Origin of the sequence: Pseudomonas allokribbensis (assembly GCF_014863605.1) — a bacterium.
In the GTDB taxonomy this organism is placed as follows: domain Bacteria; phylum Pseudomonadota; class Gammaproteobacteria; order Pseudomonadales; family Pseudomonadaceae; genus Aquipseudomonas; species Aquipseudomonas allokribbensis.
The window spans coordinates 1,173,790-1,193,693 of the sequence record NZ_CP062252.1 but is presented as its reverse complement, the minus strand read 5'-3'; the positions used below and the strand labels follow the sequence as shown (position 1 = coordinate 1,193,693).

At 61.9% G+C, this 19,904-nt stretch carries 17 protein-coding genes; 8 read left to right on the top strand and 9 right to left on the bottom strand.

Annotation, left to right across the window (positions count from 1 at the left end):
• Nucleotides 1-12: 12 nt before the first annotated feature.
• From purT to IF199_RS05270, 5 genes are all read right to left on the bottom strand, one after another.
• Nucleotides 13-1,194, bottom strand: coding sequence for a formate-dependent phosphoribosylglycinamide formyltransferase (purT, locus tag IF199_RS05290; RefSeq protein WP_192559861.1), 1,182 nt, complete (start codon nt 1,192-1,194; stop codon nt 13-15).
• A 100-nt stretch (nt 1,195-1,294) separates the two neighbouring features.
• Entirely contained in the window at nt 1,295-1,762 is a 468-nt protein-coding gene (locus IF199_RS05285) for a preQ0 transporter (protein WP_096819236.1), read from the bottom strand.
• A 64-nt stretch (nt 1,763-1,826) separates the two neighbouring features.
• Complete coding sequence (locus IF199_RS05280) at nt 1,827-2,042, bottom strand: DUF1289 domain-containing protein (protein WP_192559860.1); 216 nt, start codon at nt 2,040-2,042, stop codon at nt 1,827-1,829.
• Complete coding sequence (locus IF199_RS05275) at nt 2,039-2,563, bottom strand: gamma carbonic anhydrase family protein (RefSeq protein ID WP_192559859.1); 525 nt, start codon at nt 2,561-2,563, stop codon at nt 2,039-2,041. The genes IF199_RS05280 and IF199_RS05275 overlap by 4 nt, the downstream gene beginning before the upstream one ends.
• 47 nt (nt 2,564-2,610) lie before the next feature.
• The gene (locus IF199_RS05270) at nt 2,611-3,210 is read right to left on the bottom strand and encodes a CoA pyrophosphatase (protein WP_085711654.1); all 600 of its coding nucleotides are present in this window, start codon (nt 3,208-3,210) and stop codon (nt 2,611-2,613) included.
• A 147-nt stretch (nt 3,211-3,357) separates the two neighbouring features.
• On the opposite strand from IF199_RS05270, the gene IF199_RS05265 reads away from it, so the two are divergent.
• From IF199_RS05265 to nagE, 7 genes are all read left to right on the top strand, one after another.
• Nucleotides 3,358-3,909, top strand: coding sequence for an NUDIX hydrolase (locus IF199_RS05265; protein ID WP_096819233.1), 552 nt, complete (start codon nt 3,358-3,360; stop codon nt 3,907-3,909).
• Nucleotides 3,910-4,012: 103 nt separating this feature from the next.
• A complete protein-coding gene (locus tag IF199_RS05260; RefSeq protein ID WP_096819231.1) occupies nt 4,013-4,528 on the top strand; it encodes a L,D-transpeptidase family protein in 516 nt (171 codons plus the stop codon).
• Between the two features lie 329 nt (nt 4,529-4,857).
• A complete protein-coding gene (locus IF199_RS05255; protein ID WP_192559858.1) occupies nt 4,858-5,589 on the top strand; it encodes a GntR family transcriptional regulator in 732 nt (243 codons plus the stop codon).
• A 30-nt stretch (nt 5,590-5,619) separates the two neighbouring features.
• Complete coding sequence (nagA, locus tag IF199_RS05250) at nt 5,620-6,726, top strand: N-acetylglucosamine-6-phosphate deacetylase (protein WP_192559857.1); 1,107 nt, start codon at nt 5,620-5,622, stop codon at nt 6,724-6,726.
• Entirely contained in the window at nt 6,707-7,729 is a 1,023-nt protein-coding gene (locus IF199_RS05245; RefSeq protein WP_096819227.1) for an SIS domain-containing protein, read from the top strand. The genes nagA and IF199_RS05245 overlap by 20 nt, the downstream gene beginning before the upstream one ends.
• A 35-nt stretch (nt 7,730-7,764) precedes the next feature.
• On the top strand, nt 7,765-10,278 hold the full coding sequence (gene ptsP / locus IF199_RS05240; protein WP_192559856.1) for a phosphoenolpyruvate--protein phosphotransferase: 2,514 nt from the start codon (nt 7,765-7,767) through the stop codon (nt 10,276-10,278).
• A gap of 23 nt (nt 10,279-10,301) precedes the next feature.
• On the top strand, nt 10,302-12,017 hold the full coding sequence (gene nagE / locus IF199_RS05235; RefSeq protein WP_192559855.1) for an N-acetylglucosamine-specific PTS transporter subunit IIBC: 1,716 nt from the start codon (nt 10,302-10,304) through the stop codon (nt 12,015-12,017).
• Nucleotides 12,018-12,413: 396 nt separating this feature from the next.
• Here nagE and IF199_RS05230 read toward each other — a convergent pair whose 3' ends face one another.
• Both IF199_RS05230 and purL read right to left on the bottom strand, forming a co-directional pair.
• On the bottom strand, nt 12,414-12,725 hold the full coding sequence (locus IF199_RS05230) for a YqfO family protein (RefSeq protein ID WP_192559854.1): 312 nt from the start codon (nt 12,723-12,725) through the stop codon (nt 12,414-12,416).
• A gap of 5 nt (nt 12,726-12,730) precedes the next feature.
• Nucleotides 12,731-16,627 (bottom strand): phosphoribosylformylglycinamidine synthase, encoded by a 3,897-nt coding sequence (gene purL, locus IF199_RS05225; protein WP_102619519.1) that lies wholly within the window; start codon nt 16,625-16,627, stop codon nt 12,731-12,733.
• 285 nt (nt 16,628-16,912) lie between these two features.
• Here purL and mltF point away from each other — a divergent pair, with 285 nt between their 5' ends.
• A complete protein-coding gene (gene mltF, locus IF199_RS05220; RefSeq protein ID WP_096819217.1) occupies nt 16,913-18,373 on the top strand; it encodes a membrane-bound lytic murein transglycosylase MltF in 1,461 nt (486 codons plus the stop codon).
• A 43-nt stretch (nt 18,374-18,416) separates the two neighbouring features.
• On the opposite strand, the gene pdxJ is transcribed toward mltF, so the two are convergent.
• Together pdxJ and recO are read right to left on the bottom strand one after the other, a co-directional pair.
• Complete coding sequence (gene pdxJ, locus IF199_RS05215; RefSeq protein WP_007957371.1) at nt 18,417-19,160, bottom strand: pyridoxine 5'-phosphate synthase; 744 nt, start codon at nt 19,158-19,160, stop codon at nt 18,417-18,419.
• 46 nt (nt 19,161-19,206) lie between these two features.
• The gene (recO, locus tag IF199_RS05210; protein ID WP_192559853.1) at nt 19,207-19,893 is read right to left on the bottom strand and encodes a DNA repair protein RecO; all 687 of its coding nucleotides are present in this window, start codon (nt 19,891-19,893) and stop codon (nt 19,207-19,209) included.
• Nucleotides 19,894-19,904 lie beyond the last annotated feature (11 nt).

Here is a 19,904-nt window from a genome sequence, read left to right as displayed (position 1 = left end):
CAGATAGCGAGATTACAGCTCTACAACGACTGCCTGAGAAGCACGGGTCGCCTTGGCACGAGCCGCTTCAATCGACTCGTCACGCGCCAGGGCCACGCCCATGCGACGCTGGCCATTGACCTCAGGCTTGCCGAACAGGCGCAGCGCGGTATCTGGCTCGCTCAGTGCAACGCCGAGGTTGGCGAATGCGGTCTGGGTCGACTGACCTTCCACCAGAATCACCGCCGAAGCCGATGGGCCGAACTGACGGATCAACGGAACCGGCAGGCCGAGAATCGCCCGGGCGTGCAGGGCGAACTGCGACAGGTCCTGGGAAATCAGGGTCACCAGACCGGTGTCGTGCGGGCGCGGCGACACTTCGCTGAACCACACCTGATCGCCCTTGATGAACAATTCGACGCCAAACAGGCCACGACCACCCAAGGCTTCAGTTACCGCTTTGGCAACGCGCTCGGATTCAGCCAGTGCAATCGGGCTCATGGCCTGTGGCTGCCAGGATTCCTGGTAGTCGCCTTTCTCCTGACGGTGGCCGACCGGCGCACAGAACGTGGTGCCACCGATATGACGAACGGTCAGCAGGGTGATTTCGTAGTCGAAATCGATGAAACCTTCGATGATCACCCGACCTTTGCCAGCGCGACCGCCCTCTTGCGCGTAATCCCAGGCTTTCTGCACGTCATCGACGCTGCGCAGCAGGCTCTGGCCCTTGCCCGACGAACTCATCACCGGTTTGACGACGCACGGGAAACCCAGGTCCTCAACGGCTTTGCTGTAGTCCTCGAAGGTATCGGCGAAGTGATACGGCGAAGTCGGCAGATCCAGCTCTTCGGCGGCCAGACGACGGATGCCTTCGCGGTTCATGGTCAGTTGCGCGGCACGAGCGGTCGGGATCACGGTAAAGCCTTCGGCTTCCAGCTCTACCAGAGTGGCGGTGGCGATGGCTTCGATTTCCGGCACGATGAAGTGCGGCTTCTCGGCTTCGATCACCGCACGCAGTGCTGCGCCATCGAGCATGTTGATCACGTGGCTGCGATGGGCAACCTGCATGGCCGGCGCATTGGCGTAACGGTCAACGGCGATCACTTCAACGCCCAGGCGTTGCAGCTCGATCACCACTTCCTTGCCCAACTCACCACAGCCACACAGCAATACGCGGGTCGCGGTCGGCGACAATGGAGTTCCGATACGGGTCATCTCAGGTCCTCAAAGAAGCGGATCATCGAGGAAAGCAACGCCAGACGCGCTTTCCATGGGGAGAAAGCGCGGCATTTTACATGAACCTGAGGGTTTGGCTTCAGCCGGCGACAGCCTGTTTACGCTCGCGCCAGGCCATGATCAGCCAGACGGCGGTGACACCGGCGAACTTCGAGGCCAGGGCAGTGATGATCACCGGTGGCGTCAGCAGGTCGATCATGCCGAAAAAGATAAAGGTATCGAGGGGAATGCTCAGCGCCGAACTGATCCACAGGCGGTCACGCAACGGCCGCTTGGTGACGGTGAACACCAGCCAGTCGATGCACTCGGACACCGCGAACGCCGTGGCGCTGGCCAGCGCAATCGATGGATCGGAGGTGACATAGGACAGCACCAGCGCCGCCAGCATCGCCGCAATCGCACCGTGGCCGAACCGGATCTGCACCATGTCGCGCAACACGAACACCAGCCCGCCCCAGGCTGACCAGATGATGTCCAGGTGCGGCGCGGTGGAGAAGGCGAAGTTGATCAGCACGACGCTGCTGATGTAGGCGATGAGGAAAATCATGGGCGTGACCTGTCAATTTGGCGCACAGGTTACTTCAGCCCTTCGATGACGCCAATCAAATCGGCTATTGCCCAGGCGTTTTGCCGATCATCCAGACCAGCCCACTAGACTTCGCCCGCTCATGACACAACCCCAGCACCGCCCGCCGCTCGTCGTTGGTCATCCGGCTCCAGCGGGTGATTTCCTCGACCGTGCGCTGGCAACCGGTGCAAATGTCATCGCCATCCAACGCGCAAATATTCACGCAGGGCGAGGCCACCGGCCGCTCAACCGTATTCATTCTTCCTGCTCGACCAGATCGCGCGCATAGCGCTGCGAGTTATGTACATAGTGGGCGGCGCTGGCTTCGAGCATCTTCTTCTGTTGTTCGGTCAACTCACGCACCACTTTGCCCGGCGAGCCCATCACCAGCGAACCGTCGGGAATTTCCTTGCCTTCGCCAATCAGCGAATTGGCGCCGATGATGCAGTTCTTGCCGATCTTCGCGCCGTTGAGGATGACCGCGTTGATGCCGATCAGGCTGTAGTCGCCGACCGTGCAGCCGTGGAGCATGGCGTTGTGGCCGATGGTCACGCCGGTGCCGATGGTCAGCGGGTAGCCCATATCGGTGTGCATCACGGTGCCGTCCTGCACGTTGCTGTTCTTGCCGATCAGGATCAGTTCGTTGTCGCCACGCAACACGGCGTTGAACCAGACGTTGGCGCCCTCTTCCAGTCTGACCTTGCCCACCAGCACGGCATTGGGGGCGACCCAGCTCTGCGGATGGGTCTCGACACGGGCGTCGCCCAGGCGGTATATCATCTTGTTTTCCTCAGGGCTCACGTTGGCTGGCCATTCGAACGATGGCTTCAGGTGTTGATAAAGCTTTTAGGCGGTCGATGCAGGCTGATTTTGGCGTCATAGAGCAGGTTGATCAACTCGACGATCATGATCGCCGTCAGCCCCCAGATCTTGTATTCGCCATAACGATAGCTCGGCACGTACCAACTGCGACCCTGATAGTCGATGCGGTGGGTGTGTTCGCGCGGGTCCTTGCGGAAGAATTCCAGCGGCACACTGAACACCGCAGCGATCTCGGCATCATTGGCCTGGTATTCGACGAAATCGGGAATCACCCCGACATACGGTGTGACCTTGATGCCATGCAGGGAGATCAACGGGCTGAGCGGTCCGATCACTTCGACCAGGCCGGGTGGCAGGCCGATTTCTTCTTCGGCTTCACGCAGCGCGGTAAAGATCAGGTCCGGATCCTCCGGATCCCGTCGACCGCCGGGAAAGGCGACTTCGCCACCGTGGGTCGAGAGCCCGCTGGCGCGCAAGGTCAGGACAAGCTCGGGTTCGTCACTGCGAGTAATCGGCACCAGGACGGCGGCCTCGGGGAAACGCGTGTCGGTCTCCAGCGTGCGCGGCGTGTGATTGCTTACCCGGTGCAGTAGCTCGTCCAGCATAAGTGTTCTCGATCTGTGCCTTGCCCTGCATCATGCACCAATCAATGCGACCGCCCAAGCCCTGAACAAGGGTCATGTCGCGAAACGACAACTTGCCGACTGACACCGCTGCACGCCAAGATAGGCGCAGCATTCAGGAACCCCAGCATGAAATTTTGCAGCCAGTGCGGCAACCCGGTGACCCAGCGCATTCCCGAAGGCGACTCGCGGCTGCGATTTGTCTGCGACAGCTGTCAGACCATTCACTACCAGAACCCCAATATCGTGGCCGGATGCGTGGCGACCTGGGGCAGCAAAGTCCTGCTCTGCCGCCGTGCCATCGAGCCGCGTCTCGGTTACTGGACGCTGCCCGCCGGTTTCATGGAGAACGGCGAGACCATCGAGCAGGCCGCCATCCGCGAAACCGCCGAGGAAGCCTGCGCCCGGGTGCGTAACCTGAGCATCTACACCCTGATCGACGTGCCGCATATCAGTCAGGTGCACGTGTTCTTTCGCGCAGAGCTGGCGGACCTGGACTTTTCCGCCGGCCCCGAGAGCCTCGAAGTGCAATTGTTCGACGAAGCGCAGATTCCATGGGACGAGCTGGCTTTCCGCACAGTGGGCCGTACCTTAGAATGCTTCTTCGCTGACCGCCGCGCCGAGACTTACCCGGTGCGCTCGGAATCGATCCCGCCGCTCGCTCAACCGGCCATCACTTGATTTCAGCGCCAGCCGGCCGATAACCCGCGTGCGCAGCCCGCGACAGCGCCTGCATAAGATCTATAAATAAATTATCTGCATCACCTTCTGGGGAATCGTTTCAATGCGCTGGTTGCTTGCCCTGTTTTGCCTGTCGTTCGTCACCGTCTCCCAAGCGTCGTTCGTGACCACCGTGACGCCTTCGAACACCCCGCTCATCGAAAAAATACTGGTGCTCAAGTCGGCTCATCAACTGCAGTTGATCGCCGATGGCAAGCCGCTCAAGAGCTATCGCATTTCCCTGGGCAAGGGCGCGAAAAAAGGCCCGAAACTGATTGAAGGCGACAAACGCACACCTGAAGGTTTCTATTGGATCGACTGGCGCAAGACCAGCGACAAATTCAACCTGTCGATGCACATCTCCTACCCGAACATCAGCGACTCCGCCCGCGCCCGGCGCGAAGGCGTCGAGCCTGGCGGCATGATCATGATCCACGGCACGCCGGATTCCGAAGACAACCCGGAAAACCTGTTCCACACCCTGGACTGGACCGACGGCTGCATCGCCATGCGCAACGTCGACATGCGCGAAGTCTGGAACCTGGTGCCAGACGGCACGATGATCGAAATCCGCCCCTGATTCTGTCACCAGGGCGCCTGCTCTCTCCGGGCCGCGAAGCGGCCCTTCCCTCTGACCATTGGTCGCCCGCAAAAAATAAATTCAAAAGATCGCAACCTGCGGCAACGTCTGAACGGTGATACCACTTTCACCCGCCAGAACTGCCGCAGACTGCGATCTTTTGCATTCCAGAGCCCACCTCTAATACCACTTGAAACCACCCACCCTAAAACACCCGAGCCCAAAGGACTACAGGCCTTTCCGCCGCGTTGACATGGTATGCAAGTGGTATTAGTTTTCGCCGAAACAGCGAGCGACAACAATCCAATATCAGCTCCGGAAATGCCTGCATGAATGATCTACACGCCCTGCGCCCTGACGACTCCCAGCCGACGCCGCTGTACCTGCAACTGGCGCGCAACCTGGAAGCAGCGATCCATGCCGGCCAGTGGAAAGCCGAACAGGCGATGCCGTCGGAGCGCAATCTCAGCGAAATGCTGGGGATTTCTCGGGTTACCGCCCGCAAGGCGCTGGAAGTCTTGCTCGATCAAGGATTGATCCGCCGCCTGCAAGGTTCCGGCACCTTCATCACCCCACGCCTTGAACAACCACTGTCGCGCCTGTCGGGATTCAGCGAAATGCTCCGTCTCAAGGGTTTCGTGCCCAGCTCGCAATGGCTGGAGCGGGAAATCACCCTGCCGACCCACGAAGAACTGATCCGCCTCGGCCTGTCACCGAACGACAAGGTCGCGCGCATGAAACGCCTGCGCAAAGCGGACGACACGGTGATGGCCATCGAGATGAGCACCCTGCCCGCCTCGATCATGCCCAGGCCGCAGGTTGTGGGCGATTCGCTCTACGAACACCTCGACAGCATCGGCAAACCGATCGTGCGCGCCTTGCAGCACATCCAGGCGATCAACGCCTCGGACGAGTTCGCCGCGCTGGTCGGCATCGCCCCCGGCACCGCGATGCTGCTGATGACCCGGGTCGGCTACCTGGAAGACAACACGCCGATCGAAGTCACCGACACCTATTGCCGCAACGACTACTACGACTTTGTTGCAGAGCTTCGCCGCTGATCAGCAGCCAGGCCAAACGAGAGAAGCGAAATGTCCGAAGACAACATCCTTACCGCTGACGGCTGGATTCGCGGCCGGCTGATCCACGAACACGGCAGAGTCGTGTCCATCGAAGGCGTGCCTTGCGATCCGGCGGACAACGACCTGCCTTATCTGCTGCCGGGCTTCATCGATCTGCACGTCCACGGCGGTGGCGGCAAGGACATCATGGAAGGCACCAGCGCCTTCGAGACCATCACCAAGACCCACGTGCGTTTCGGCACCACCTCGCTGCTGGCCACCACGATGACCGCGCCGAGTGCCGAGATCTCCAGCGTGCTCAGGGATGTCGGCGAATTCTGCGAGCAGCGTCCGAAAGGCGCCGCCCGGGTCCTCGGCGTTCACCTCGAAGGTCCGTACATCAATCCCGGCAAACTCGGCGCGCAACCGAACTTTGCCCACACCGCGCTGATGGCCGAAGTCGAAGAGTATCTGGCACTCGCGCCGATCCGGGTGATCACCATCGCCCCGGAAATCGCCGGCCACGACGGCTTGATTCGTGAACTGAGCCGCCGTGGCATCCGCATGCAGATCGGCCACACCCTCGGCAGTTACGAGGAAGGTGTCGCCGCCCTCGAAGCCGGCGCCACCAGTTTCACGCACTTGTACAACGCCATGAGCCCGCTGCATCACCGCGAACCGGGCATCGTCGGCGCCGCCCTCGCCCACGCCAAATTCGCCGAGTTGATCCCGGACTTGCTGCACGTGCACCCCGGTGCGATCCGCGTGGCCCTGCGCTCGATTCCTTGCCTGTATTGCGTCACCGATTCGACCGCCGCCGCCGGCATGCCCGACGGCGAGTACAAGCTCGGCAGCCACACCGTCACCAAATGCCTGGGCGGCGTGCGCCTGCCGGACGGCACGCTGGCCGGCAGCACCCTGACCATGGATCAGGCTTTGCGCAATCTGGTGAAGATCGGTCTGCCGATCGCCGAAGCCTCGCAACGTCTTTCGCAATTCCCCGCCGACTACCTCGGCATCACCGAACGCGGGCGCCTGCAACCGGGCGCCTGGGCCGACTGCGTGCGGCTGGATCGCTCACTCACACTGACCGCCGTCATGGTCGAAGGAGAAGACATTGACTTCAAAAATGCTTGAGGAGGCGCTGTCCTCGTTCGAGGCCGTGCAAGCCCAACTGCAACAGCTCGATGGCTCGATGATCGAGATCGCCGGGCGCCTGCGCCGTCAGCCGCCGCAAGTGGCAATGACCGTCGCCCGTGGCAGTTCCGATCATGCGGCGAGCTACTTCGCCTACCTGACCATGCAGCAACTGGGCATTCCAGTGGCGTCGCTGCCGATGTCGGTGGTGACCATGCAACAGGCGCCGTTGAAAGTCAGCGGTCAGGTCGCGTTCGCGTTTTCCCAGTCGGGCCAGAGCCCGGACCTGGTCAACAGCCTGCGTCTGCTTCGCAAGCGCGGCGCACTGAGCGTGTCGATGGTCAACGCCGCCGACTCGCCGCTGGAGGCCGCGTGCGAATTCAGCCTGCCGCTGCTGGCCGGCACCGAAAGCAGCGTCGCCGCGACCAAGAGCTTCATTGCCACCCTCAGTGCCAGCGCCCGTCTGATCGCGCACTGGAAAGAAGACAGCGAATTGCTGGAAGCACACAACGCCTTGCCCGAAGGCTTGCGCGACGCCGCGCAACAGGACTGGAGCCTGGCCATCGACGCCCTGCGCGATTGCGAACGCCTGATGGTGATCGGCCGTGGTGCCGGTTTCGCCATCGCCCAGGAAGCCGCGCTGAAATTCAAGGAAACCTCGGCGATCCAGGCCGAAGCCTTCAGCAGCGCTGAAGTCCGTCACGGCCCGATGGCCCTGATCGACGAACATTACCCGCTGCTGGTGTTCGCCCCGCGCGGTGCCGAACAGGCCGGTCTGCTGAGCCTGGCGGCCGAAATGCGCCAACGCGGCGCCCGCGTGCTGCTGGCCGCACCGGATGACGTGAGCGAACGCGACCTGACGTTGAGCCGCGCGGAGCATCCGGCGCTCGACCCGATCCTGGCGATCCAGAGTTTCTACGTGATGGCGGCCGGCCTGGCCGTGGCCCGTGGCATGGACCCGGATCAGCCGCGACACCTGAGCAAAGTCACTCGTACGCACTGAGTCCGAACCGAACGTTTTCCTGATGAGACCGAGCCATGCACAACAACAATAAAGAGCTGACTTTAAGCGCCCCGCTCAGCGGCCCGGTGCTCACGCTCGCCAAAGTTCCGGACACGGTGTTCGCCAGCGGCGCGATGGGCGACGGCATTGCCATCGATCCGCTGAACGACACCTTGTATTCGCCCTGCGCCGGGGTGGTGATCCACGTTGCCCGCACCGGCCACGCGCTGACCGTGCGTGCCGACAACGGCGCGGAAATCCTCCTGCACCTGGGACTCGACACGGTCGAGTTGCAGGGCGAAGGTTTCTCGATGCTGGTCAAGGAAGGCACTCGGGTCAGCAGTGGCCAGCCGTTGCTGCGCTATGACCTGGACAAGGTCGGCCGCCAGTGCAAAAGCCTGGTCAGCCTGCTGATCCTGACCAACAGCCAGGACTTTCAGGCGCGTCCCATCACCCTGAAAACGGTGAAGGTTGGCGAACCGCTGCTGCACATAGTTGCTCGTCACAGCACGGCGGCGAATGCAGAAGAAACCGGCGGCCCTGAAGTTCACGGTCACGTGCGGGTCGCCCATCGCGGTGGCCTGCATGCACGCCCGGCCGCGTTGATCCGCCAGACGGCGCAAGGTTTCAAGAGCCAGTCGCAGCTGCATTTCGCCGGCAAGTCGGCGCCGTGCAACAGTCTTATCGGCTTGATGGGCCTGGCGATTGGCGAGCAGGACGAAGTGCAAGTCAGCTGCCAGGGTTCCGATGCGCAAGCTGCACTGCAAGCCTTGCTCAACGCACTGGCCACCGCCCTGCCCGACGATCACCACGCTGCCGCGCCGGTTGTTTCTGCACCACGCAATCGCCCGGCCGAGGCCGGCGTGTTGCACGGTGTGTGCGCCGCACCGGGTCTGGTCGGCGGGCCGCTGTTTCGCTTGAACGCGATCAGCCTGCCGGCGGACGCTGGCAATCATCAGCCCGAGCAACAATTGCAGATCCTCGACGCAGCATTGAATCAGGTTCGCAGCGAAATCAACGGCACTCTCGCCCAGGCGAAAAAACAGCGTAATGCCGACGAAGAAGCGATCTTCGCCGCGCATCTGGCATTGCTGGAAGACCCAGCACTACTAGATGCCGCGCAGCAATCGATTGAAACCGGCGTCGCGGCGACTCACGCCTGGAGCCAATCCATCGATGTGCAATGCGAGGTGCTGCAAAACACCGGCAGCGCACTGCTGGCCGAGCGTGCCAACGATCTGCGCGACTTGAAACAACGGGTGCTGCGTGCCCTGCTCGGCGAAGCCTGGCATTACGACGTGCCGGCCGGCGCCATTGTCGCCGCCCACGAACTGACGCCTTCGGACTTGCTGCAACTGAGCGCGCAAGGTGTCGCCGGGTTGTGCATGGCCGAAGGTGGCGCGACATCCCACGTGGCCATTCTGGCCCGGGGCAAAGGCCTGCCGTGCATGGTCGCACTGGGCTCGGCGCTACTGGATGAAGCGCAAGGCCAATCGGTGGTCCTCGATGCCGACGGCGGGCGCCTCGAACTGACGCCAAATGGCGAAAGACTGGCCGAAGTCCGGCAAGCCCAGATCGACCGCCAACAACGTCGCGAAGCCCAGCAAGCCCAAGCCCATCTGCCGGCGGAAACCCGCAACGGCGTGGCCATCGAAGTGGTCGCCAACGTCGCCTCCAGCCATGAAGCGGCCGATGCGTTTGCCAATGGCGCCGATGGCGTCGGCCTGTTGCGCACCGAGTTCCTGTTCGTCGATCGCCACACCGCGCCGGACGTCGAAGAACAGCGCACCGCCTACCAAGCGGTGATCGATGCCATGGGCGACAAGTCGGTGATCATCCGCACCATCGACGTCGGTGGCGACAAACAACTCGACTACCTGCCACTGCCGGTGGAAGCCAACCCGGTTTTGGGTCTGCGCGGTATTCGTCTGGCTCAGGCCCGCCCGGAAATCCTCGATCAGCAACTGCGCGCCCTGCTGCAAGTCAGCCCGTTGCAACGCTGCCGGATCCTGCTGCCGATGGTCACCGAAGTCGACGAACTGCTGCACATCCGCCAACGGGTCGATGCGCTGTGCCTGGAACTGGGCATCAGCCTACGTCCGGAAATCGGCGTGATGATCGAAGTCCCAGCCGCTGCATTGCAGGCCGAACAACTGGCCGAACACGCCGACTTCCTGTCCATCGGCACCAACGACCTGTCGCAATACACCCTGGCCATGGACCGCGACCACGCCGGCCTCGCCGCACGGGTCGATGCCTTGCACCCGGCACTGCTGCGCCTGATCGCCATGACCTGCGAAGGCGCGGCGGTGCATAAACGCTGGGTCGGCGTGTGCGGCGCCCTGGCTTCCGATCCGCTGGCGACGCCGGTGTTGATCGGCCTGGGCGTGACCGAACTGTCGGTGAGCCCGGTGCAAATTGGTGAAATCAAGGATCGCGTGCGCCAGCTGCACGAAGCCGAATGCCAACGCCTCGCCCGGGACTTGCTCAAGCTGAGCAGCGCCGCCGCGGTGCGTCATGCCTGTCATCAACATTGGCCTCTGCGCTAACAAAAACAACAAGGACAAACGCCATGTACCAACTCTTCATCGAAGGCCTGCAACGCCTCGGCCGAGCGCTGATGCTGCCGATCGCGATCCTGCCGATCGCCGGCCTGCTGCTGCGCCTGGGCGACACCGACCTCTTGAACATCGCGATCATCCACGACGCCGGGCAGGTGATCTTCGCCAACCTGGCAATGATCTTCGCCATCGGCATCGCGGTCGGCTTCGCCAAGGACAACAACGGCACCGCCGGCCTCGCCGGGGTGATCGGTTACCTGGTGATGATCTCCACGCTGAAGGTGCTCGACGCCAGTATCAACATGGGCATGCTCGCCGGGATCGTCAGCGGCCTGATGGCCGGCGCGCTGTACAACCGCTTCAAGGACATCAAGTTGCCGGAGTACCTCGCGTTCTTCGGTGGCCGGCGCTTCGTACCGATCGTCACCGGTTTTGCGGCGGTGGGCCTGGGCGTGGTGTTCGGCTACATCTGGCCGCCGATCCAGCACGGCATCAACAGCTTCGGCAGCCTGATGATGGAAAGCGGCAGCTTCGGCGCCTTCGTCTTCGGCGTGTTCAACCGCCTGCTGATCGTCACCGGCCTGCACCACATCCTCAACAACATGGCGTGGTTCGTGTTCGGCAACTTCACCGACCCGACCACCGGCGCCCTGGTCACCGGCGACCTGTCGCGTTACTTCGCCGGCGATCCGAAGGGCGGCCAGTTCATGACCGGCATGTTCCCGATGATGATCTTCGGCCTGCCCGCGGCGTGCCTGGCGATGTACCGCAACGCCCTGCCGGAACGACGCAAAGTGATGGGCGGGATCTTCCTGTCGATGGCCCTGACCTCGTTCTTGACCGGGGTAACCGAACCGATCGAATTCGCCTTCATGTTCCTCGCACCGCTGCTGTATCTGGTGCATGCGTTACTGACCGGGCTGTCGATGGCGATCACCAACGCGCTGAACATTCATCTGGGCTTCACCTTCTCCGGCGGCTTCATCGACATGGTGCTCGGCTGGGGCAAGTCCACCAATGGCTGGCTGGTGATCCCGGTGGGCCTCGCTTATGCGGTCATCTATTACGCGGTGTTCGATTTCTGTATCCGTCGCTTCAACCTGAAGACGCCGGGGCGTGAAGACGTCGCCACCGCCGACAAAGCGGTTCTGACCGAAAACGAACGCGCCGGGGCTTACATCAAGGCACTCGGTGGTGCGGAGAATCTGGTCACGGTTGGCGCGTGCACCACGCGGCTGCGACTGGAAATGGTCGATCGCAACAAAGCTTCGGATGCGGATTTGAAAGCGCTGGGCGCGATGGCCGTTGTGCGTCCGGGCAAGGGCGGGAGTTTGCAGGTGGTTGTCGGGCCGATGGCCGACAGCATTGCTGATGAGATTCGCCTGGCGATGCCGGCGTTGGGGCGGGCCGTAGTGGCTGCACCTGTCGCCGTCATCGAAACCAGTGAACCGGTTGCAGTCGCTGCACCGCTGGCACAGCAATGGCTGACCGCTCTGGGCGGCAGCGACAATGTGCTGCAACTTGATTGCATCGCCATGAGCCGGATTCGCCTGCAACTGGCCGATGGCAAAGCGCTGTCGGAAAGCCGATTGAAAGAACTGGGCTGCCTGGGCGTGAGCGCATTGGAAGATGGCGTGTGGCACTTGCTGGTGGGGGATCGGGCGCAGAGTTTGAGTGCGGCGCTGGAGGGGTTGGTTAATCGGAGTGAGGTGAGTGCCAAGGTTTAGGACCACCACTCAACACGATGAGCGTTAGCTCGAGTACCGCTTTTGACGTGCCGGCCCCATCGGCAGGCTGAGGGGAGGGATTCATCCGGGGGTGGGAGCGCAGCGACCGTTCGACGAAGTCGAACACATCGAGAGGAGGTGCAGCGAAGCAAACCGGAGGCGATGCCCCCGGATGAATCCCGTAACGAAGGAACACCGAGCCTAGGCGAGGTGCCGAACGCAGGGGCCTAGCCTTTTGGTTACTTTTTGGCGTTTGAAAAAGTGACCCGCTGTAAGAGCGGAACCGCCAGCCGCCGCACCCGAAGAAACGGATATTCACCCAACCCAAACCCCGAACAACAAAAAACCCGCTGAAATCACTCTCAGCGGGTTTTCCATTTCAGCAGCCAAGGAAGATCAAAAATCCTCCAGCCGCCACACTTCATAAGCCGGTGTCTCGTAGGGATGGCTCAACTTAAGAGCCGCCACTACCGCGCGGATCAACTCATCGCCAACGACAAGCTCGACCTTCCACTCCTCGACCCGCTCAACCTGCCCCGCCTGACCAATAAACGGCTGACTCCCGTCCAAAGGCCGAAACTGACCAGTGCCAAGCACCTGCCAAGCACAGTGATCATAGTCACCAATCCGCCCACCACCGGCAGCGAATACAGCGTCCTTGACCACCTCGACATGGCTGTCGGGAACAAAAAACGCGAGCTTGTACACAGCGCTTAGTTCACCCACACACGAGCGTTACGGAACATGCGCATCCAAGGAGCGTCTTCGTTCCACTCTTCCGAACGCCACGAGTTCTGCACGGCACGGAACACACGCTCCGGGTGCGGCATCATGATCGTTACGCGACCGTCGCGGCTGGTGAGGCCGGTGATCCCGCGCGGCGAACCGTTCGGGTTGGCCGGGTAGGCTTCGGTGACCTTGCCGTGGTTGTCGACGAAACGCATCGCCACGCAACCGGACAGATCGGCTTCGAGCAGTGCCTCTTCGCTTTCGAATTCGGCATGGCCTTCACCGTGAGCGATGGCGATCGGCATGCGCGAACCGGCCATGCCCTGCAGGAAGATCGAGTTCGATTCCTGAACCTGAACCATCGCCACGCGCGCTTCGAACTGCTCGGAGCGGTTGCGCACGAAGTGCGGCCAGAACTCGCTGCCCGGGATCAGTTCGTGGAGGTTGGACATCATCTGGCAACCGTTGCACACGCCGAGGGTGAAGCTGTCGTTACGCTCGAAGAAACCCTGGAACGCATCGCGGGCACGGCTGTTGAACAGTGCGGACTTGGCCCAGCCTTCACCGGCGCCGAGTACGTCGCCGTAGGAGAAACCACCGCACGCCACCAGACCTTTGAACTCGTTCAGGTCGACACGGCCGGCCAGAATGTCGCTCATGTGCACGTCGATCGCGTTGAAACCGGCGCGGTCGAACGCCGCCGCCATTTCCACCTGACCGTTGACGCCCTGCTCACGCAGCACGGCAACCTGTGGGCGAATGCCTTTCTTGATGTAAGGCGCGGCGATGTCCTGGTTGACGTCGTAGCTGAGCTTGACGCTCAGGCCCGGATTGTCCTCTTCCAGCAGGACGTCGAATTCCTGTTGAGCGCAGTCGGCGTTGTCGCGCAGACGCTGGATCTGATAGCTGGTCTCGGCCCACTGACGTTGCAGCAGACGACGCTGGCCTTCGAACACGGTGTCACCGTTGAAGGTGATGTTGATCTGGCCGTTGTTGATCGGCTGACCGATCACCGAAACGCAGTCGCCCAGACCGGCCGCGCTGAATTGCGCGAGGATGTCCGGCGTGGCGTCCTGGCGAACCTGGATCACGGCACCCAGTTCTTCGTTGAACAGGATGGCGGCGATTTCAGCGGAGCTTTCGGCAACGCTGTCCAGGTTCAGGCTCAGACCGCAGTGGCCGGCGAAGGCCATTTCCACCACGGAGGTCAGCAGACCACCGTCGGAACGGTCGTGGTAAGCCAGCAGGTGACCGTCGGCGTTGAGGCCCTGGATCACTGCGAAGAAGGCTTTCAGGTCTTCGGCGTCGTCGACGTCCGGAGCCTGCTTGCCGAGCTTGCCGTGAACCTGAGCGAGGATCGAGGCGCCCATGCGGTTCTGGCCGCGACCGAGGTCGATCAGGATCAGGTCGGTGGTGCCCTTGTCCATGCGCAGTTCCGGGGTCAGGGTCTGACGGATGTCAGACACTGGCGCGAAACCGGTCACGATCAGCGACATTGGCGAGGTGACAGTTTTGTCTTCACCGTTGTCGTTCCAGCGGGTGGCCATGGACATCGAGTCCTTGCCCACCGGGATGGTGATGCCCAGCTCAGGGCACAGCTCCATACCGACCGCTTTCACGGTGTCGTACAGACGCGCGTCTTCGCCCGGGTGGCCGGCAGCGGACATCCAGTTCGCCGACAGTTTAATGTCGGAGAGCTTGTTAATGCGCGAAGCGGCAATGTTGGTCAGGGTTTCGCCGATGGCCATGCGGCCCGACGCCGGAGCGTCCAGCAGCGCCAGCGGAGTGCGCTCGCCCATCGCCATCGCTTCACCGGTGTAGACGTCGAAACTGGTGGCGGTGACGGCCACGTCGGCCACCGGAACCTGCCATGGGCCGACCATTTGGTCACGGGCCACGAGGCCGGTGATGGTGCGGTCGCCGATGGTGATCAGGAAGCTTTTGCTCGCCACGGCCGGGTGGTGCAGGACGCGTTCGATGCTTTCGCTGATGTCGAGGTTCGACGGATCGAAGTCATCGCCCAGCTCGGCTTCGCGAACCACCGAACGGTGCATGCGCGGTGCCTTGCCCAGCAACACTTCCAGTGGCATGTCCACCGGGTTGTTGCCGAAGTGGCTGTCGGTCACGGTCAGTTGAGGTTCGGCGGTGGCTTCACCGACAACGGCGAACGGGCAACGCTCACGTTCACAGATGGCCTTGAAGCGCTCGAAGTCGGCCGGGCCGACTGCCAGAACGTAACGTTCCTGGGATTCGTTGGACCAGATTTCGTGCGGGGCCATGCCCGGCTCGTCGTTTGGAATGTTGCGCAGTTCGAAACGGCCACCGCGGTCGCCGTCGTTGACCAGTTCCGGGAAGGCGTTGGACAGACCGCCCGCACCCACGTCGTGGATGAAGCTGATCGGGTTCTTGTCGCCCAGTTGCCAGCAACGGTCGATGACTTCCTGGCAGCGACGCTCCATTTCAGGGTTTTCACGCTGAACCGAAGCAAAGTCCAGATCTGCAGAACTGGTGCCGGTGGCCATGGAGGAAGCGGCACCGCCGCCCAGACCGATCAGCATCGCCGGGCCGCCGAGGACGATCAGCTTCGAGCCGACCAGAATCTCGCCTTTCTTGACGTGCTCTTCACGGATGTTGCCCATGCCGCCAGCCAGCATGATCGGCTTGTGGTAACCGCGAACTTCGTCACCGTGCGGGGTGGTGATCGATTGTTCGAAGGTACGGAAGTAACCGGTCAGGGCCGGACGACCGAATTCGTTGTTGAACGCTGCTCCGCCCAGCGGGCCTTCGATCATGATGTCCAGCGCGGTGACGATGCGCTCAGGCTTGCCGTACGGCACTTCCCACGGCTGTTCGAAGCCCGGGATCTGCAGGTTCGACACGGTGAAACCGGTCAGGCCGGCCTTCGGCTTGGCGCCACGGCCGGTCGCGCCTTCGTCGCGGATCTCGCCACCGGAACCGGTAGATGCGCCCGGGAACGGTGCGATCGCGGTCGGGTGGTTGTGGGTTTCAACCTTCATCAGGATGTGCACCGGCTCCTGCACCGCGCCGTACTGGCGGGTTTCCGGATCCGGGAAGAAGCGGCCGGCAACGTTGCCGACGATCACCGAAGCGTTGTCCTTATAAGCGGACAGCACGCCTTCGCTGTGCATCTGATAGGTGTTCTTGATCATGCCGAACAGGCTTTTTTCCTGGCTCTCGCCGTCAATATCCCAACTGGCGTTGAAGATTTTGTGGCGGCAGTGCTCGGAGTTGGCTTGGGCGAACATCATCAGTTCGATGTCGTGCGGGTTGCGCTTGAGACCGTTGAAGGCGTTGACCAGGTAATCGATCTCGTCTTCGGCCAGGGCCAGGCCCAGCTCGACGTTGGCCTTTTCCAGCGCGGCGCGACCACCGCCGAGGATGTCGATGGCGGTCAGCGGCTTCGGTTCGGCGTGACTGAACAGACCGGCGGCCTGCTCGAGGTTGGCCAGAACGATCTGCGTCATGCGGTCATGCAGTACATCGGCAATCTGCTGTGCTTCGGCTTCGCTGAACTGACCGGCCACGTAGAACGCGATGCCGCGCTCCAGGCGCTGGATCTTGCTCAGGCCGCAGTTGCGGGCGATGTCGCTGGCCTTGCTCGACCATGGCGAGATGGTGCCGAAACGCGGCAACACCAGGAACAGACGACCGGTCGGCTCTTGAACCGGAACGCTTGGACCGTACTTCAGAAGGCGCGCAAGCACCTGCTGTTCGTCGCCGGTCAGGACGCCGGTGACTTCGGCGAAGTGAGCGAATTCAGCATACAAGCCACTGACAGCCGAAACCTTCTGGCTCAGTTGCTCAAGGAGTTTGCTGTGGCGAAAGGCAGAAAGGGCAGGAGCGCCGCGCAGGATCAACATCTTCGGGACAGCCTCGGGAAGGGGTGTGCTTTGAGGCCGTGCATTCTAGCCTAAACCGCCCTCAACATCACCCGAAACGCTACGCACGGTTGCACCCGGATGTCGAGTGGTGTTCTTGCCTCGAAGGTCAAATTTATCGGGTGTTGGAACGCGGGTTATTTTTTCTGTCACAAAATGCCTTTCGGGCCCATTCCTGCGGGGTTTCGAGCGGTTTTGTGATCCCTAGCAGACAAGCCCTCGACTGTCGAGATATGGCGCCCGTTGTCCTTTGCGTATACTGCGCACATGTTTTCCCCAACGGCTTTGCGTCCGCGGTACGCCAAATGGCTGATCGCAACCGGACTCTTCCTGATGCTCAGTGGCTGTGTTGATAAACCCAACACCCTCGAGCGCGTAAAGGAGGATGGTGTGCTGCGGGTGATCACCCGTAACAGCCCCGCCACCTACTTTCAGGATCGCAGCGGCGAAACCGGCTTCGAATACGAGCTGGTGAAGCGCTTCGCCGACGATTTGGGGGTGGAGCTGAAGATCGAGACCGCCGACAACCTCGACGACCTGTTCGACCAGGTCGGCAAACCCAACGGTCCGGTACTGGCCGCCGCCGGCTTGGTCAGCAGCGATCAGCGCAAGAAGCAGGTTCGGTTCTCCCACGCCTATCTCGAAGTCACCCCGCAGATCATCTATCGCAACGGTCAGTCCCGCCCGACCGACGCCAGTGAACTGGTCGGCAAGAAGATCATGGTGCTCAAGGGCAGCACCCACGCCGAACAGCTCGCCGAGCTGAAACAGAAGTATCCCGGGATTGAATACGAAGAATCCGACGCCGTCGAAGTGGTCGACCTGCTGCGCATGGTCGATGAAGGCCAGATCGACCTGACCCTGGTCGACTCCAACGAAGTGGCGATGAACCAGGTGTACTTCACCAATATCCGCGTGGCCTTCGACCTCGGCGATGCGCGCAGCCAGAGCTGGGCAGTGGCCGCCGGTGAAGACAACAGCCTGCTCAACGAGATCAACAGTTATCTGGACAAGGTGCAGAAGAACGGCACCCTGCAACGCCTGAAAGACCGCTACTACGGCCACGTCGACGTCCTCGGTTACATGGGCGCCACGACCTTCGCCCAGCATTTGCAGCAGCGGTTGCCCAAATACGAACAGCACTTCAAGACTTACGCCAAGAAAGAGAAAGTCGACTGGCGCCTGCTCGCGGCCATCGGTTATCAGGAATCGCTGTGGCAACCGGCCGTCACTTCGAAGACCGGCGTGCGCGGCCTGATGATGCTGACCCAGAACACCGCCCAGGCCATGGGCGTATCCAACCGCCTCGATCCGAAGCAGAGCATCATGGGCGGCGCGAAGTACCTGGCTTACATGAAGGATCAGCTCGACGATTCGATCCAGGAGCCGGATCGTACGTGGTTTGCACTGGCCGCCTACAACGTTGGCAGCGGCCACCTGGATGACGCGCGCAAACTGGCGTCCCGGGAAGGCCTGAATCCGGACAAGTGGCTGGATGTGAAGAAGATGCTGCCGCGCCTGTCGCAGAAGCAGTGGTACAGCAAGACCCGCTATGGCTACGCCCGTGGCGGCGAACCGGTGCATTTCGTGGCCAACATCCGTCGCTACTACGACATCCTGACCTGGGTGACCCAGCCGCAACTCGAGGGCGATCAGGTCGCCGAAGGCAATCTGCATGTGCCGGGGATCGACAAATCCAAGCCGGCGCAGGAAAACCCGCCGCTCTGATAAATACTGTGGGAGCGAGCTCCCACAGGATCTGCGTTGATGCTCAGGCCTTTGCAGCCGCCAGGATCAGCGCCTTCATCTCCGACACTGCCGACTTGAAGCCGACAAACAACGCATGCGCCACGAGCGCATGACCAATGTTCAGTTCGTTGATGCCCTTGATCGCGGCCACAGCTTCAACGTTGTGGTAGTGCAGACCGTGACCGGCATTGACGATCAGGCCCTGGGCCAGACCGAATGCCACGCCGTCCGCCACACGCTTGAGCTCTTCAGCCACTTCGGTCGGTGTTTCGGCATCTGCGTAGCGCCCGGTGTGCAGCTCGATGGCCGGTGCGCCGACTCGTTTCGAGGCAGCGATCTGCCGCTCATCAGCGTCGATGAACAGCGACACTTCGCTGCCGATCTTCGACAGACGTTCCACCGCTGCCCTGATGCGCTCTTCCTGCCCCGCCACGTCCAGACCGCCTTCGGTGGTCAGTTCCTGACGCGTCTCCGGCACCAGACAGATGTGAGCCGGACGGATGCGCTCGGCGAACGCCATCATTTCTTCGGTGACGCCCATTTCGAAGTTCATGCGGGTTTGCAGCACATCCTTGAGCAACAGTACGTCGCGCTCCTGAATGTGGCGACGGTCCTCGCGCAGGTGCACGGTGATGCCGTCGGCGCCCGCCTCTTCCGCGTCCAGCGCGGCCTTGACCGGATCCGGATAGCGCGTGCCCCGAGCCTGACGCAGGGTGGCGACGTGGTCGATGTTCACGCCAAGAAGAATGCGATTGCTGGTGGTCACGGATGCGCTCCTGAAGGGAAAGTTTCGGCGCACAGCATACACGCCGTTATGGCTTTCGAAACAGCTCGCGACTGACCAAGGGACGACCGCCAAGATGAACTGCAAGTGCCTGACGCATCAAGCGTTTGGCGGCGGACAAGGCGCCGGAGGCAGACCAGTCGGCTTCGGCCATGGCCAGCAGTTCGGTGCCGTTGAACAGGCCGGGTTGCAGCAGGTAGACCCGCTCAAGTCCCGCATCCACCTGCAACCGATAGAGACCATCGGGAGCGATGGGCTCGTCATTGATGTCGGTGTTCAGAGAAAAGCCATAGCCGAGGTCGTCAAGCAGGCGCCATTCGAAGGAACGCAGCAACGGCTCCAGTGGCCGGCCTTCTGCCAAAGCCAGCAAGGTGGCCGCGTAATGATCGAACACCGCGGGGTGCGGGTCTTCGGCTGGCAGCAGGCGGATCAGCAACTCGTTGAGATAGAGGCCACTGAACAGCGCCTCGCCGACCATCCACGTCGCATTGCCGGCACTTTCCATTCGCCCGACATTCTTCAACTCACCCTTGCCACGGAATTCCACTTCCAGCGGCACGAACGGACGCGCCAGCGTCCCGGCCTTGCCCCGCGCGCTGCGCAACACCGCCCGCAACCGACCTTGCGGCGTGAGGAAGTCCACCAAGGCACTGGTTTCGCGATAGGCGCGGGAGTGCAGGACGTAGGCGGGTTGGGCGGGAGGCGTTTGAGACATGGATTTCTCGT

Coding starts and splice junctions, on each gene's coding strand:
- ptsP (WP_192559856.1), top strand. CDS start 7,765: ATGCACAACAACAATAAAGAGCTGACTTTAAGCGCCCCGCTCAGCGGC.
- recO (WP_192559853.1), bottom strand. CDS start 19,893: ATGTCTCAAACGCCTCCCGCCCAACCCGCCTACGTCCTGCACTCCCGC.
- IF199_RS05270 (WP_085711654.1), bottom strand. CDS start 3,210: ATGCTGGACGAGCTACTGCACCGGGTAAGCAATCACACGCCGCGCACG.
- mltF (WP_096819217.1), top strand. CDS start 16,913: ATGTTTTCCCCAACGGCTTTGCGTCCGCGGTACGCCAAATGGCTGATC.
- purT (WP_192559861.1), bottom strand. CDS start 1,194: ATGACCCGTATCGGAACTCCATTGTCGCCGACCGCGACCCGCGTATTG.
- IF199_RS05280 (WP_192559860.1), bottom strand. CDS start 2,042: ATGAATACGGTTGAGCGGCCGGTGGCCTCGCCCTGCGTGAATATTTGC.
- nagA (WP_192559857.1), top strand. CDS start 5,620: ATGTCCGAAGACAACATCCTTACCGCTGACGGCTGGATTCGCGGCCGG.
- IF199_RS05265 (WP_096819233.1), top strand. CDS start 3,358: ATGAAATTTTGCAGCCAGTGCGGCAACCCGGTGACCCAGCGCATTCCC.
- IF199_RS05275 (WP_192559859.1), bottom strand. CDS start 2,563: ATGATATACCGCCTGGGCGACGCCCGTGTCGAGACCCATCCGCAGAGC.
- purL (WP_102619519.1), bottom strand. CDS start 16,627: ATGTTGATCCTGCGCGGCGCTCCTGCCCTTTCTGCCTTTCGCCACAGC.
- IF199_RS05285 (WP_096819236.1), bottom strand. CDS start 1,762: ATGATTTTCCTCATCGCCTACATCAGCAGCGTCGTGCTGATCAACTTC.
- IF199_RS05260 (WP_096819231.1), top strand. CDS start 4,013: ATGCGCTGGTTGCTTGCCCTGTTTTGCCTGTCGTTCGTCACCGTCTCC.
- nagE (WP_192559855.1), top strand. CDS start 10,302: ATGTACCAACTCTTCATCGAAGGCCTGCAACGCCTCGGCCGAGCGCTG.
- IF199_RS05255 (WP_192559858.1), top strand. CDS start 4,858: ATGAATGATCTACACGCCCTGCGCCCTGACGACTCCCAGCCGACGCCG.